Below are 13,798 nucleotides of genomic sequence, written 5' to 3' on the forward strand. Positions count from 1 at the left end.
TATCTCTAGGTAATATATCTCAAAAGGAGAAAATCATGAAACGAACGTATCTGCTTGGAGCAGTTCTGGTACTAACTTCACTTACTCTTACATCGTGTGCCAATTCTGGACAAAAGCCTGGTCAATCTAGTTCTTCAACCAGTTCCAGTGCACAAGTGAAAAAGAATTCTTCAAATTCTTCTAAAAAAAGCAAGAATAAAACCAATCAAGAAACAAAACGTGTTGGTTCTCCAGAGTTTGGTTATATCGATATCCCAAGTAAATGGATTAAATTTTTTGATGCAGAGGTTGAGGGACTTATCCAATATACCGACGGTTCTGCTTATAATATCGTTACCATGAATGCTGTTTCTAAGGCAGAAGCTGAAGTAGCAGATGGTGAGACTTTCAATGCAGAAACAATTGCTCAACATGTAGCCTATAATTGGAGTCAAAAAGATAATATTGAGAAGATGTGGGGCTCTAAAAGTACTGTCTCAGGAATAGAAGCCTTTCAAATAAACATCATTCTGAAATCGGGACAACTTGCTAATACATTGGTTTTCCAAAAAGATGACAAAGTTTATATACTATCTTTTGAAGGCGACGAAGAAACTCTTGATGATTTCACTACAAACATGAAAGATACTTGGAGCCTTGATAGCAAGGGAGCAGTCAGCGAATAATAGTTTAAAAAAACAAGAGGACTATTTATTAAGTCTCTTGTTTTTTCAGTGTAGAAGCTAATTATGCTTCACAAAAAGATAGTAACAAATCAAAAAACGTTCGACTAATATCAAATCTAAGTAAGAAGGCTTACAAAAATTTGTAGGTCTTTTCTTGAAATCCGAACGTTAGGAAATCTTTTTTAGATTTTACTTGACATTTTCTGAAATAGGAATATGATAAAATGTGAACACTGCATAAGACAAATCTTGTGCGTGTTCGAAAATAATAGAGCGTTGCATCCGTAAGTCAATTTGACACGGCTCTTAAAAAACAAAAGGAGAAAGAATGAATACTTATATCCAAAAGAAAATCGCAAACATGAAGCTGACGCTTTCTGAAATGTCTGGTGGCTACAAACGAATGGTGACTAGTATGAAGAAGCTCGGCTTTTCTGGTACCTTGAAGCTTATCTGGGACGATTTGTTTGCTCATCGCAGTCTAGGTCAGTGGGCTTATCTCTTGATTCTAGGGAGTTTTCCGCTCTGGCTGGAGCTGATATATGAACATCGCATCGTGGATTGGACGGGGATGATTTGCAGTCTAACCGGGATTATCTGTGTGATCTTCGTTTCTGAAGGACGGGCTAGCAATTACCTCTTTGGTTTGATCAATTCTGTGATTTACTTGATTTTGGCTTTGCAGAAAGGCTTCTATGGCGAGGTCCTGACGACTCTTTACTTTACAATCATGCAGCCAATTGGACTCTTGGTGTGGATTTACCAAGGTCAGTTCAAAAAAGAAAAGCAAGAGTTTGTTGCTCGTAAGCTAGATGCTAAAGGATGGACAAAGTATCTATCGCTCAGTGTGCTTTGGTGGTTGGTCTTTGGCTTGATTTATCAGTCTGTTGGTGCCAATCGTCCTTATCGCGATTCAATCACGGATGCGACAAATGGAGTAGGGCAAATCTTGATGACGGCCGTTTATCGTGAACAGTGGATTTTCTGGGCAGCGACCAATATTTTTTCTATCTACCTCTGGTGGGGTGAAAGTCTTCAAATTCAAGGGAAATATTTGATCTATTTAATCAACAGTTTGGTCGGATGGTACCAGTGGAATAAGGCTGCTAAAAAAGCATAGTCCTATAAACGAAACATTAATCGGACGTGACAATGTATCTCTTTCCTTTCGTGCTAAAAATATGGTAAACTAGTATTAGTAAAATTTATTAGATTTAGAAAGGAATGACCATGAAAAAGAAGTACTTTCTGCTCTCCCTGACTATCTTAGCCGGTTTCTCCCTGTCCTCTTGTAGCCTTATTAAGAGCTATAGCAGTCGGAAACCATCTGATTCTTCCAGTCGGGTTTCCCTGAGAGATGACAGCGATACAAGTAGTAGCAGTCGTAGAGAAAAAGATTCGTCAAAGACTACTGGTACGATGCGTGTCGGGTCTGATGATTACGGCTATATCAGTATTCCTGATAATTGGATTAAGTTTACAGATGTAGATGGTGGCGACAGCGTCCAGTATACGGATGGAAGTGGCTATAATATTGTCACGATGAATGCTTATACAAAAGAAAAAGCCAATATTGGAGAAGGTGAAGAATTCAACGCTGAAACTATTGCTCAACGGATTGCCTACCACTGGAAGGATAATAAGGAAGTCGATGATTTTTGGGGTGCAAAGAGTACCGTAGCTGGAAATGAAGCCTTTCAGATTAATGTTATTTTAAAATCCACTCAAAATCTAACGGTTTGGGTCTTCAAACAAGGCGATAAGGTCTATATGATGTCCTTTGAAGGCGATGAAGATACTCTGTATGAGTTTATCCCCTATATCGAAGAAACTTGGAGCGCTAGCAAAGACGGCGGGACAAGCATTTGATGATAACTCTCTAAGTTTATAAAAAGTAAATCTGGGACTGGTTCTCAGATTTTTTTGTTAGATGGGATATGTCATATTTTTGCGATTTGACAACATTTAAGAGCGCTCATTTTATGATATAATAAAAACAATTTAAATACAGAAAGAAAAATATATGACTCAAGAAATCGACCTTGAAAAGTACCATCAATTAGCCCTGCAGAAGCAGAAAGAGCACCGAAAATTTTTAGCCAGTCTCAAGAAAAAGCCACCCAAAAACCTTGATAAACTAGCTCAGCAAATCCATGATGAGGTCTTTGAGGAGATTGACTGTACAGCCTGCGCCAATTGCTGTAAGACGCTGGGACCAGACTTTAAGGAAGCCGATATTGTCCGTATTGCTAAGTATTTCAAGATGAAGCTGCCGGCTTTTGAAGAGGAGTTTCTGCAAGTGGACGAAGACGGTGACAAGGTCTTCAAGGCGATGCCTTGTCCTTTTTTAGGTGGAGACAATCTCTGCTCAATCTACGATGTCCGTCCAAAGGCCTGCCGTGAGTTCCCTCACACAGACCGTAAGAAGATTCATCAGATTAATCATCTGACAATCAAAAATACCCTGACCTGTCCTGCGGCTTATCTCTTTGTGGAGAAGTTGCGGGATAGGTTGTAAAATCCCCCTCTAAATCTTGTACAAAAATTCTAGGGCGGAAGTATCTGAGATCTGTTAGACTATAGTTAGAATTGAACACGGCCTAAAAGTTGTGTGAAAAAGATGGAATTTTCTCGGAGCAGGAGCCCCTCCGTCAATTTTCCTATTTTCACTTTGCTTTTAACGGCCTTAGTATCTTTTATGAGGTGAAAAAGAATATGATGCATCAATTCAATCGAACCATGGATTATCTGGAAAGTAAGCTAGACGCAGAAGTGGATTTGCAGAAATTTCAGCAGCTATCAGGCTATTCTTATGCTCTCTTTAGCAGGCTCTTTTCCATCCTAGCAGATATGACTTTAGCAGAATATCTACGCAATCGCAGGCTGTCAGAAGCAGTGACAGACTTGCGGGAAAGCTCTGAGAAAGTCATTGATATAGCACTGAAATACGGCTATGACTCTGCGGATGCCTTCAGCGCAGCCTTCAAGAAATTCCATGGTGCGACCCCCTCAGAAGTTCGAAATGGAAAACCTTATCGGGTCTTTCCTAGACTTCAATTATCCTTAAAGATTACAGGAGGAAAGAACATGGATATCAAGATTCAAAAGAAACCTGCTTTTACCGTGGCAGGCGTCCTATTGGAAGCTATTGACAATAGCCAGTGCCCGTCTGCATGGGAGCAGCTCTATGCAAGTCACAGCTTTGAAAGCCTAGAAAGTCTGGGCAGTGGACAATCCTTTGGTGTCTGCTCGGATGTCAAAGAAGGCGAGATTATCAACTATATGGCTGCCTATGATGTGGCGGATAAAGCTAATGCAGAAGGACTAGGTCTGTCAATCAAAGAAATCGCAGAAGCTGAATATGCCATCGTACCAGTCAAGGGAGCTATACCAGCCAGCATCCACCATGCTTGGAAATATGTCTTGGAAGTCTTTTTCCCAGAAACTGGCTATCGCCACTCAGGAGCACCAGACTTTGAAGTTTACACCGAGGGAGACATGTCGTCTCCGTACTATCAAATGGAACTCTGGATACCAGTAGTGAAATAAAATGGTGATTGCAAGTCATTTTTTAGGTTTTGATTACAGAGGAGGATGATGCTATGCAGATGTATTTTGGGGACGTTTCTCTTTGTTATACATATTCACTTGCAATGGCGCTGCATTCGTATGGTTATGATGTTCGCCCTGAGTTTTTGGAAGCCATTATGGTGATGGGAAATGGTTCTAGTATTGTAAAGGAAGATGAAAAACACCCCTTAGTCTTCTTTGATAATGGGATGCCAGATAGTTCTATCAGCCATTCTTTAAACATTCTGGGTTTTACATATGATGAATACTATATAAAGGATTCAAATGCGGTGGATCTTCTCTCTATCAGAGAGATCTTAAGTAAGTTCTTGCTAAGCGGCCCTGTTGTTCTTGGCCCTTTGGACATGGGGTATCTGACTTATAACCCCAATCATATCCATTTGTATGGGGTGGACCATTTTGTTTCGGTTTATGATATAGATGATGAGTTTATCTATTTCCATGATCCAGCAGGTTTTGCTTGTATGAAAATGAGTTTCTCAGAATTTTTAAAAGCCTGGGAAGCTAAAAATATCGACTATAAAAGAGGTTCTTTCTCCATGTGGGGAAACTTTAAAAAAATCAAATCTCCAACTTCTAAAGAGATTTATAAGAAAACATCTATGCTGATGAAGCAACGATATGAGCGCGGCGAGGAGAATGTGATAACAAGATATGCTAAGTCGGTAGCGGACAATGGCTTGAATGAAGAACAAAAGCATCTTCATCAATACTTTAGTTTCAAATTAGCTTCTATCAGAAATCTATACATGAGCAACTTCTTAAAAGATCACGATACGGTCAGATCTGAACTAAAAGAAAATTTAGCAAAGTTGTTCGGCCAAGCTCATCTATTTTGTATCAAGGAAGATTATCAGAAACTATCAGAAGTCTTGTTTGATATTGCAGCGCTAGATAATAAGTTTAGAGATTTGTGTATTCACTATAAAGTAGAGTAGAAGAAGTGAGAAAAACGAAGATGCAGTTTGGTAATGTAGCAGGATCGAAAGAAGGGATAGCAGACTATCAGATGTATCTCTAGATACCAGTGGATAAATAGATTAGGAATCAGCCGTTTATTTTTGAGCGGCTGGTTTTTTGTGGCTTGTGGTATAATGGATTTAGGTTAGAATTTACTGAGGAGTTTTTTATGGAAAAGCAGACAATTATTTACTGTTATCGTATGACACATGATTATGGAATTAATCCGTGTGTATTTACAGAAAGCTATGAATCAACACCGGAATTATTAACTGAAGGTGGTTGCATGGTACAACTGCGTCGAAATTTGAAAAGGAACTGGGCTGATAGAATTAATTCTGGTGAAGTTAATGCATATGTTATGGCGATAGCAGGGCATTCGAATGATGGTAATAAGTGGCGTGATGACCAAGGAATGTTCATTTCTCCTAAATATAATCACTTGATTTTTGTGGCAAAAATTACAAAAATTGACTCTATTAGGAATTATTTGAAGTCAGATTGCTCAAATAATCGACGTGATGCCTATGCTTATAATTATTATATTGATCATGAATGGTGGAGTCAAAAAACTATTGATGAACCTATTATTATTTCTCATCGGTTTAAGTATTTTGGTAAATCTCCTCTGGAAGTACCGCGTTCAATATTAGATTTTTTCCCGATGGGAAATCGCGCACGTTTAAGCGGAAAACCATTTCCAAGATGGAATACTAAAAATGGTTTTTATAATTCAAATGAGCGTCCAAATGATGTTGAGGAATTATTAGCCTTTATTACAGAGACTATTGGTGATAAAAACGAAATAGTTGACTTGCCTTATCACCCGTTTTTTATTGGAGGAACACATAAATGAAAATCATTTTATCCAGAAAAGGATTTGATGGTACGGCAGGAGGAGTTCCTAGTCCAATAATGCCTGACGGAACGTTATTGTCCTTGCCGATACCAGCAAAAATGGACAAATTAAGATATTCTGACATACAATACGAAGGGGTTTCTTATTCAGAAATTCTAAGACAATTAAAGCATAAAGATAGTAAAATAGGAAATTGGAATTGTCATCTAGATCCAGATATTCGAGATGGAGTTAGAGTAGATAATATCAATGGATGGAAATCTATATTCGGGCAATGTGATGCTGCTCAGTCTTATCTAAAAAATCAACAAGTTGATTTATGCGATCTATTTTTATTTTTTGGATGGTTTAAGCAGACTGAGGGAAATCTACATGATGGTACTTTACGTTATATGAAAAAAGCACCGAATTTGCACATAATATTTGGTTATCTACAAGTTGGAGAGATAATTACTGACAATGTACAAATTAAAAACAATTACAGTTGGCATCCACATAGCTTTAATCATTTTATTAATAAAAAATACAACGCTTTATATCTCCCAACTGATTTTTTGAGTTTTGATAATAGAAAAAAAGGCTATGGAACTTTTAAATTTTCTGAGGAAAAAATTTTAACTTTATCGGGTAAAACTAGAGCTACGTGGAAAGAGATTTCTGCTTTGCTCCCAGATAATATTAGTCGCAATGTCAAAAATTCAGCCAAAAATGAAGGGATATATTATGCAGGGCAGTGGCAGGAATTGGTTTTGAAAGAAACTGCTATTTCAGAAAAATGGGCAAAGAGTCTGTTTTAAAAAAGTCATATCATACTGCTTAGAAAGGAAAAAATAATTTGTCATACAAATTTCTACTTTTCGACCTTGATCATACGTTGCTGGATTTTGATACGGCAGAAGATATTGCCTTGACTCAGTTTTTGGAGGAGCAGGGCGTAGCGGAGATTCAGGCCTACAAAGACTATTATATTCCCATGAACAAGGGGCTTTGGCAGGATCTGGAGCAGGGTAAAATCACCAAGCCGGAGCTTGTCAACACTCGCTTTTCTCGTCTTTTTGCCCATTTTGGCATTGAGAAGGATGGGGCCGAGTTGGCCCTTCTCTATCAGCAGTATATTGCTCAGCAAGGACAAACATATGCTGGTGCTAGCGAGCTTTTGGACAGTCTGACAGCAGCTGACTATGAGATTTACGGAGCGACCAATGGCATCACGGCTATTCAGACTGGCCGCATGGTCCATTCCGACATTTCTCCTTATTTTAATCACATTTTCATCTCAGAAAAGATGGGGACTCAGAAGCCCGAAGCTTTGTTTTATGAAAAAATAGCAGAGCAAATACCAGATTTTGACCTGTCTCAGACTTTGATGATTGGAGACTCTTTGACAGCTGATATTGCTGGCGCTAATAATGCTGGATTGGACTCTATCTGGTACAATCCCAAGCAGCTAGAAAATGAAAGTCTTTTTCAACCGACCTATACCGCCTATTCTTATGATGAGATTATCAGACTCTTGGTTCCATAAGGAGACTGCAAATGAAAAAAATCCTTGCCTTGATTTCTCTTAAATATATTTTTATCAAGTAAGCTAGTAAAAACGCATTGTGTTTTTAAACCAAAAAGACTAATCTAAAAAATTTTTAACTCTGTCAAGAAAAAAACTTGACAGCTGTTTTTAATCTGCTATAATAGAACATGTGCTTAATAGCTTTGCTATTTCACCAAAAGAAAAAAATAAAGAAAAGAGACCTTAATAATGGCAGTAAAAATCCGTTTGACTCGTATGGGTTCTAAGAAAAAACCTTTCTACCGTATCAATGTTGCAGACTCACGTTCACCTCGTGACGGACGTTTCATCGAAACAGTTGGTACTTACAACCCACTTGTAGCTGAAAACCAAGTGACTTTGAAGGAAGACCGTATCCTTGAGTGGTTGGGTAATGGTGCACAACCTTCTGATACTGTACGCAACATCCTTTCAAAAGAAGGCGTATTGAAGAAATTCCACGATTCAAAATACTCTAAATAATAGAAGCGTAGGTTGACATATGGACACGATTGAAAATCTAATTATTGCGATAGTGAAACCTTTGATTTCACAGCCAGATGCCTTAACTATCAAGATTGAGGATACACCTGAATTTTTAGAATATCACCTGGATCTTGATCAGAGTGATGTTGGACGTGTAATCGGTCGTAAAGGTCGTACTATATCCGCTATAAGGACGATTGTTTACTCTGTCCCAACCGAGTACAAAAAAGTTCGCATCGTCATTGATGAGAAATAAGAAGAACGGGACCAGTATGTCCCGTTTTTTTCTATTTCTCTTAGCGAACTGAGTGCACAGCACTCAAGTGAGCTTAGAGAAATTGATGCCCAGCAAAGCGTGAGTACAAGCCCCTTAATGAAATAAGCCGTTAGGCTCAGTTGAATTTAGGACCATTGATGCAGTTCGACCTTCGTGAGAACTAGACACTTCGTTTAAGAGAAGAACGAAATGCAGGGGCGAGTTTAGAGAAATTCGAAACCGGAGGACATATGAAGTCAGAAGATTATGCTTGGAACGCTCATGAGCGCAAGTCTTATGAGAATGATCAAGTGATTTTACCGAGCCCTTATAAGCTAAAAATTCTGGATGATAGTGAGAAGAGATTGGAATTGGAGCTTGTTTTGGAGGAACTTCCTCAGGAGCAACTGGCTCGATGGGCTATGAAAATGGCGTCAAGCTTTATAGCTCTGATTGATGCGGAAGATGAGTCTGAAAAGCAGAAGATTTTGACTCAGGTAAGAGAGGTTTTTCAGGCTCGACTTGATGGGAGGGCATCTGCCTATGAACTAAGGCAGGCTGGTTTCTTGGCTAACAAACTGTCGCAGCAAGCCCAATCACAAATCGGTAAATATGCTGCGCGTGTCTTTGCCCAAGCAGTCGCAACAGGCCACATGCGGGGCCATGCTATTGTCGCAGCGGATTATGCCATCAAAGTCAGAAACTTGCGGAGTCCGGATGATTTGCAGCGGGCTGGCAAGGAAAGAGAAGGGCAGATAGAGCTAGCCTCTGCTTTTATTAGATCAGGAAAGGAAACTTTATGAAGCATTTATTTTCACGCTTGTCACCAGCGCAAAAGATTATCTTGTCTTTTCTTCTGGTGATATTCTGTGGCTCCTTGCTACTCAGTCTGCCTTGGGTGCAGACGGCTAGTTCCCAAGCGGGCTATCTGGATCATCTTTTTACAGCTGTCTCGATGGTCTGTGTGACAGGGCTTTTTACTCGATCGGTTGTGGATACATACAATGTCTGGGGGCAGCTCCTTTGCATGTTACTGATTCAGATTGGTGGCTTGGGCATCCTGACCTTTATCGGATTTTTCACCATGGAAAGTCGGAAAAAGCTCAGCCTCAAGGATCGTCGTATTCTGCGGGATAGTTTTAGTTATGGTCACAATCGTACCTTAGGTCAATTTGTCCGTTCGATTTTTATCACGACTTTTACTATCGAAGGACTGGGTGCGCTCCTTCTCATGATTCGCTTCATTCCCAAGTTTGGTCTGAGAAAAGGGATTTTTAATTCTATCTTTTTAGCTGTTTCTGCATTTTGTAATGCGGGCTTTGATAATTTTGGTAATGATAGCCTACTAGGCTTGCAGACAGATGTTTTGGTCAATATCACCTTGGCTCTCCTCATCATTACTGGAGGACTGGGCTTTATGGTCTGGTTTGACTTGGCGACTAAATTGGGAGGAAAACAGAAGGGGCTGCACTTTCATACTAAGGTAGTCTTGCTGCTGACTGCTGGTCTCCTCGTTTTTGGGACGGTCACGAGTCTCTGGACGGAGTACAATAATCCTGGAACGATTGGCAATCTTTCCTTTGGCGATAAGCTACTGGTCAGCTTTTTTCAGACAGTCAGTATGAGGACAGCTGGCTTTGCTTCCATTGATTATACAGCTGCTCGTCCAGTAACCCTGTTTATCTATCTGCTCCAGATGTTTCTGGGAGGGGCTCCGGGTGGTACAGCGGGCGGTCTGAAAATTACGACCTTCCTAGTTCTTTTTCTTTTTGCTCGAAAGGAAATCCTGGGCTTGCCTCATACCAATATGGGACGGAGAACGCTGTCTCCTCAGCTAGTGCAGAAGGCTTTTGGTGTGACAGTGATTTTTCAGCTGACATTTCTGCTTGGTCTTTTGGCTCTTGGGCTAGTGACCGATAGCAGTCATCGTTTTATTTACCTGATATTTGAGACTGTGTCGGCATTGGCTACAGTTGGTGTCACGGCCAATATCACTACCAGCCTCAATACAGCTGGTATGATTGTGATTATGTTGCTAATGTTTATTGGACGGGTGGGGCCGCTGACTCTTATGGTCAGTCTCAACCATTATCAACCGAAGAAGGCTGCAACCTTGCATTACAGCAAGGCGGACATTATGATTGGATAGGAGAAAAGAAATGGCAAATCAAACAGTTGGAATCCTCGGCTTGGGGATTTTTGGACAGAGTATCATTGAGGCCTTGATTTCTCAAGATGTAGAAATCATTGCGATTGATAATCACGAAGAGACAATCAATCAGTATGAAGACATGATTGCCGTTGGTGTGATCGGGGACATTACTGATATGGAGCTTTTAGAGGCGGCAGACGTTGGGTCCTGTGATACGGTCATCGTAGCGACGGGAGAAAGTCTGGAATCCAGCGTCCTAGCGGTCATGCACTGCAAGGCATTGGGCGTTAAAAATGTCATTGCCAAGGTCAAAGATGAAGTAACTCAGCAGGTGCTGGAAAAGGTGGGAGCTGATCTGGTTATTCTGCCTGAAGTGGAGGCTGGTATTTCATTGGCTAAGACTATTCTCTTGAACCATTCGATTGAGGTCTTCCAGCTGGATGACGATGTAGTAGTGGCTGAGTTTGAACTGCCTGCTAGCTGGGTCGGGAAAACGGTCCGTGAAGTAGATGCTCGCAGGCTTTATCATCTTAATATTATCGGATACCGTCTGACAAAAAATCAGCCTTTGGAAAGCAAGTTTACTCCAGACTTTGTTTGGCCAGAAGGCGTCAGCATTATGGCTGTGACTGATAACCAGCATTTGGATAATTTACGTGAAATAGTGAGTAGCAGCTAGGATAATTCCTCTTCGGTGGGGGCCAACCGATTCTATCTAGGCATTCGGCACCTTTCTATTATATGAAGAAAAATATATGAAGAAAAAATGGATACATAGGAGCTCTTTCAGGGCTCTTTTTTGAAACCAGTTGCAAAATTTATTATACTATCACTAGAAAAGGAGTGATTTTATGAGCTTAACCAGCCAGATCATTACAGCAGATTTTCCAGATTTGGATAAGGTAGAAGCCTTGAATAATGAAGGTTTCCCAGAAGAGGAAAGGATACCGCTCAGTGAATTTTTACGATATGAGGAACAGGAGGATGCTAATTTTTTCGCCTTTTATCATGAAAAGGAATTTGTTGGTTTTGCCTTTGCCATCTCCAACGCGCAAGCCTTTTATGTTAGTTTCTTTGCTATTATGCCCCACTTGCGCAGCCATGGCTATGGCGGTGAAATCATCGAAAAGCTGGTCAATTTCTATCAGCGAACCATGCTTTTAGAAATCGAGCGCCTAGATGAGCCGTGTGATAATCTTGAACAGCGTCAGGCTCGCTGGGAATTTTATAAAAGCAAGGGTTTCCGCTCGTTGAATGCATTTCTGGAATATGAGGATCTTAGCTTTGAAATTCTTTATCGAGGGGATTCTTTTTACGAAGAATCTTTTTCGATACAAAGTCCCTGCCAGCCTTCCTCGCACTCATCCCAGTAGAAAAAGCGTTCCAGATTTTTAGGTCTGCCAAATAGTTTAGCTATGATTTTGGCTATTACAGGAATACCTGTATTTTCCAGGAGCTCAATATAGGGGCCTTGACTAAAGTATATTAAGGCATTGTTGGGTTTTTCCCTTCTGCCGTATTCGACGACAAAAACCTTTGCTTCCCATTCCTTGACCGATTCCTGCAAGTCTTTTACCTTGTAAATCAGATGCCCACTCCTCATCCCAGCTGTTCCTCCTTCTTATATTTTTCCTTTACCTTAGCATAGATTTTCAGGAAAAACAAGCCTTGAGATTAGCCTTCATTCACAGTGCAAGCAACTGCCTCTTCTAACACGAATCTTGGTTGAATATGAAAAAATTTTGGTATATAATTTTTGGTATTGGGGTGTCCTTATTCTGCTAGTAAAATAGCTAGCTCTTAGATAGTAGTGTGTGCACAGATAATATTTTTAAGAATTGATTGGAAACATTATGAAAGAAAAAATCATCAAAACGAAAGTAGGACAGCTATTTGTATCTTATCAACCTGCGGAAAAGATTGCTGTATTTTTAAGCGGTGCAGGGAGTCTGCCGACCTATGAAAATTTTTTGCCAGTCATTCGGAAGTTACCTAAAAATTGGGGCTATTTAACAATAGATTACCCTAATGCTGGCCAAAGCCCACTGGAAAATCAAGAAAGTTTTGTTTTGGACGATTTGGTCCAATCTATTATAGAGGTTTTATCGCATTTTAAAGTCATTCAGTATGCTATTTGCGCGCACAGTATTAGCGGCCTCGTAGCAGTTAAAATTGCTGAGTCAGAGCCGTTTTGTCAGGGACTAATCTTGATTGAACCGACCACTTATTCTGTTCTATATGGCGAATTAGCTCAGAATCCTTATCCCGAATTTTTATCCTTACAGGAGAAAGTTCAGATGCTCGGTGGAGGATATGAATATATGAAAAAAATAGGACAAGAGAGTTTTCCAGCTGCTGATTTTAAAATCTTATGGGCTAAGGCAGAAAAGAGTTCAGATAGATTAAAATCTGTACAAGAAGGATTTCAACATTACTGCAGTATCGCAGAAAGCGATTTTCAGAACTTAGATATCTCTTTTCAATTCCCAATTTTTATCCTGAGTCAGGCCTATCGAGAACAAGAATATAAAGATTCCGAATTTGCTTCACAAAAAACTCAGATTATTTTAGGAGGCAATAATCACTATTTACATTGGAGTCAGTCAGAAAAGATAGTTGAGTTTCTTTTGAAGTGTGATGGGCAAGATGTATACAAACTTTAATGGTATATTGAAAACGGGAGTGAAGATACATGCTAAATAGCTGAGATTAAAATCTCAGCTATTTTGAACATATTTATGAGAGTTTCATCCTAGTATTTCAGCAATAGCATCTCGAATCTCCTGAACGGTTGCGGATTTGCTATGGTCACTGGTATCAAACTCAATGTATTGTCCATCAGCGTCAACAGTTCCCCCGACAGGCCCTTCGGATCCATCGACTGATGTTCCAATGGCAGGGGGGATGCTTGTGTCTGCATAGTCTATATCAATAACGATGATGCGCGTATTGGCCTCTAAATCGTCTATCATTGGAAGAGACGATGTGGAGGTCATATTCTGATTAGCATAGTATTCTAGGAAAGCCTTGATGGTTAGGTTATCAATTTGAGCAATTTTTTCGTCAAGGGCTGAGATATTTCTAGTTTCTTTCGTTTCATTTTCCATTGCTTGGCCTTTTTTGACCTGTGTCAAAGCAGTCAGACTGGCAGCTGTTGTGGCTAGAAGAGCAGCAGAGAGCAGAAGTTTGCTTAATTTTTTTCCCATAGTATCACCAACTTCTTTCTGATTTTGTGTAAACACACTTGGGTATTTATAGTGTTGAGGCTCTATATGTATAATTA

Annotated in this window: 18 protein-coding genes; 16 read left to right on the forward strand and 2 right to left on the reverse strand. The window is 39.9% G+C overall.

Annotation, left to right across the window (positions count from 1 at the left end):
- The first annotated feature begins 35 nt into the window (after nt 1–35).
- The 15 genes from RWX26_RS00825 to RWX26_RS00895 all read left to right on the forward strand — a co-directional run bounded on the left by RWX26_RS00825 (nt 36) and on the right by RWX26_RS00895 (nt 11,888).
- Nucleotides 36–665 (forward strand): hypothetical protein, encoded by a 630-nt coding sequence (locus RWX26_RS00825; protein WP_314578263.1) that lies wholly within the window; start codon nt 36–38, stop codon nt 663–665.
- Between the two features lie 328 nt (nt 666–993).
- Nucleotides 994–1,785, forward strand: a complete 792-nt coding sequence (pnuC, locus tag RWX26_RS00830) for a nicotinamide riboside transporter PnuC (protein WP_268682235.1) — start codon at nt 994–996, stop codon at nt 1,783–1,785.
- 104 nt (nt 1,786–1,889) lie between these two features.
- Nucleotides 1,890–2,534 (forward strand): hypothetical protein, encoded by a 645-nt coding sequence (locus tag RWX26_RS00835; RefSeq protein ID WP_314578264.1) that lies wholly within the window; start codon nt 1,890–1,892, stop codon nt 2,532–2,534.
- A gap of 154 nt (nt 2,535–2,688) precedes the next feature.
- The gene (locus RWX26_RS00840) at nt 2,689–3,183 is read left to right on the forward strand and encodes a YkgJ family cysteine cluster protein (RefSeq protein ID WP_125337189.1); all 495 of its coding nucleotides are present in this window, start codon (nt 2,689–2,691) and stop codon (nt 3,181–3,183) included.
- Between the two features lie 197 nt (nt 3,184–3,380).
- A complete protein-coding gene (locus RWX26_RS00845; RefSeq protein ID WP_314578266.1) occupies nt 3,381–4,214 on the forward strand; it encodes an AraC family transcriptional regulator in 834 nt (277 codons plus the stop codon).
- Nucleotides 4,215–4,267: 53 nt separating this feature from the next.
- Nucleotides 4,268–5,194, forward strand: a complete 927-nt coding sequence (locus RWX26_RS00850; RefSeq protein ID WP_314578268.1) for a DNA repair protein RadC — start codon at nt 4,268–4,270, stop codon at nt 5,192–5,194.
- Between the two features lie 191 nt (nt 5,195–5,385).
- A complete protein-coding gene (locus RWX26_RS00855) occupies nt 5,386–6,072 on the forward strand; it encodes a hypothetical protein (protein ID WP_314578271.1) in 687 nt (228 codons plus the stop codon).
- Nucleotides 6,069–6,872 carry a hypothetical protein gene (locus RWX26_RS00860; RefSeq protein ID WP_314578273.1) on the forward strand — a complete coding sequence of 268 codons (804 nt, stop codon included), beginning with the start codon at nt 6,069–6,071 and terminating at the stop codon, nt 6,870–6,872. Before RWX26_RS00855 ends, RWX26_RS00860 begins: the two co-directional genes overlap by 4 nt.
- A gap of 38 nt (nt 6,873–6,910) precedes the next feature.
- Nucleotides 6,911–7,600, forward strand: a complete 690-nt coding sequence (locus RWX26_RS00865) for a YjjG family noncanonical pyrimidine nucleotidase (RefSeq protein WP_314578275.1) — start codon at nt 6,911–6,913, stop codon at nt 7,598–7,600.
- A gap of 231 nt (nt 7,601–7,831) precedes the next feature.
- On the forward strand, nt 7,832–8,104 hold the full coding sequence (gene rpsP, locus RWX26_RS00870; protein WP_002895310.1) for a 30S ribosomal protein S16: 273 nt from the start codon (nt 7,832–7,834) through the stop codon (nt 8,102–8,104).
- Between the two features lie 19 nt (nt 8,105–8,123).
- A complete protein-coding gene (gene kphA, locus RWX26_RS00875) occupies nt 8,124–8,363 on the forward strand; it encodes an RNA-binding protein KphA (protein ID WP_002895313.1) in 240 nt (79 codons plus the stop codon).
- A gap of 251 nt (nt 8,364–8,614) precedes the next feature.
- Entirely contained in the window at nt 8,615–9,166 is a 552-nt protein-coding gene (locus tag RWX26_RS00880) for a putative immunity protein (protein ID WP_314578278.1), read from the forward strand.
- Nucleotides 9,163–10,512, forward strand: a complete 1,350-nt coding sequence (locus RWX26_RS00885) for a potassium transporter TrkG (RefSeq protein WP_314578282.1) — start codon at nt 9,163–9,165, stop codon at nt 10,510–10,512. Before RWX26_RS00880 ends, RWX26_RS00885 begins: the two co-directional genes overlap by 4 nt.
- 10 nt (nt 10,513–10,522) lie before the next feature.
- Nucleotides 10,523–11,194: a TrkA family potassium uptake protein gene (locus RWX26_RS00890; protein ID WP_032913402.1), complete on the forward strand. Its 672-nt coding sequence runs from the start codon at nt 10,523–10,525 to the stop codon at nt 11,192–11,194.
- A gap of 172 nt (nt 11,195–11,366) precedes the next feature.
- Entirely contained in the window at nt 11,367–11,888 is a 522-nt protein-coding gene (locus RWX26_RS00895) for a GNAT family N-acetyltransferase (RefSeq protein ID WP_314578284.1), read from the forward strand.
- Here RWX26_RS00895 and RWX26_RS00900 read toward each other — a convergent pair.
- Nucleotides 11,828–12,118 (reverse strand): VOC family protein, encoded by a 291-nt coding sequence (locus RWX26_RS00900; RefSeq protein WP_314578288.1) that lies wholly within the window; start codon nt 12,116–12,118, stop codon nt 11,828–11,830. The genes RWX26_RS00895 and RWX26_RS00900 overlap by 61 nt on opposite strands.
- A gap of 250 nt (nt 12,119–12,368) precedes the next feature.
- Here RWX26_RS00900 and RWX26_RS00905 point away from each other — a divergent pair, with 250 nt between their 5' ends.
- Entirely contained in the window at nt 12,369–13,178 is an 810-nt protein-coding gene (locus RWX26_RS00905) for an alpha/beta hydrolase (RefSeq protein ID WP_314578292.1), read from the forward strand.
- Between the two features lie 84 nt (nt 13,179–13,262).
- On the opposite strand, the gene RWX26_RS00910 is transcribed toward RWX26_RS00905, so the two are convergent.
- A complete protein-coding gene (locus RWX26_RS00910; RefSeq protein ID WP_314578295.1) occupies nt 13,263–13,721 on the reverse strand; it encodes a hypothetical protein in 459 nt (152 codons plus the stop codon).
- Nucleotides 13,722–13,798: the final 77 nt, after the last annotated feature.

This window comes from uncultured Streptococcus sp. (genome assembly GCF_963536705.1).
Classification (GTDB): Bacteria; Bacillota; Bacilli; order Lactobacillales; family Streptococcaceae; genus Streptococcus.

Coding starts and splice junctions, on each gene's coding strand:
- RWX26_RS00825 (WP_314578263.1), top strand. CDS start 36: ATGAAACGAACGTATCTGCTTGGAGCAGTTCTGGTACTAACTTCACTT.
- pnuC (WP_268682235.1), top strand. CDS start 994: ATGAATACTTATATCCAAAAGAAAATCGCAAACATGAAGCTGACGCTT.
- RWX26_RS00835 (WP_314578264.1), top strand. CDS start 1,890: ATGACCATGAAAAAGAAGTACTTTCTGCTCTCCCTGACTATCTTAGCC.
- RWX26_RS00840 (WP_125337189.1), top strand. CDS start 2,689: ATGACTCAAGAAATCGACCTTGAAAAGTACCATCAATTAGCCCTGCAG.
- RWX26_RS00845 (WP_314578266.1), top strand. CDS start 3,381: ATGATGCATCAATTCAATCGAACCATGGATTATCTGGAAAGTAAGCTA.
- RWX26_RS00850 (WP_314578268.1), top strand. CDS start 4,268: ATGCAGATGTATTTTGGGGACGTTTCTCTTTGTTATACATATTCACTT.
- RWX26_RS00855 (WP_314578271.1), top strand. CDS start 5,386: ATGGAAAAGCAGACAATTATTTACTGTTATCGTATGACACATGATTAT.
- RWX26_RS00860 (WP_314578273.1), top strand. CDS start 6,069: ATGAAAATCATTTTATCCAGAAAAGGATTTGATGGTACGGCAGGAGGA.
- rpsP (WP_002895310.1), top strand. CDS start 7,832: ATGGCAGTAAAAATCCGTTTGACTCGTATGGGTTCTAAGAAAAAACCT.
- kphA (WP_002895313.1), top strand. CDS start 8,124: ATGGACACGATTGAAAATCTAATTATTGCGATAGTGAAACCTTTGATT.
- RWX26_RS00880 (WP_314578278.1), top strand. CDS start 8,615: ATGAAGTCAGAAGATTATGCTTGGAACGCTCATGAGCGCAAGTCTTAT.
- RWX26_RS00885 (WP_314578282.1), top strand. CDS start 9,163: ATGAAGCATTTATTTTCACGCTTGTCACCAGCGCAAAAGATTATCTTG.
- RWX26_RS00890 (WP_032913402.1), top strand. CDS start 10,523: ATGGCAAATCAAACAGTTGGAATCCTCGGCTTGGGGATTTTTGGACAG.
- RWX26_RS00895 (WP_314578284.1), top strand. CDS start 11,367: ATGAGCTTAACCAGCCAGATCATTACAGCAGATTTTCCAGATTTGGAT.
- RWX26_RS00900 (WP_314578288.1), bottom strand. CDS start 12,118: ATGAGGAGTGGGCATCTGATTTACAAGGTAAAAGACTTGCAGGAATCG.
- RWX26_RS00905 (WP_314578292.1), top strand. CDS start 12,369: ATGAAAGAAAAAATCATCAAAACGAAAGTAGGACAGCTATTTGTATCT.
- RWX26_RS00910 (WP_314578295.1), bottom strand. CDS start 13,721: ATGGGAAAAAAATTAAGCAAACTTCTGCTCTCTGCTGCTCTTCTAGCC.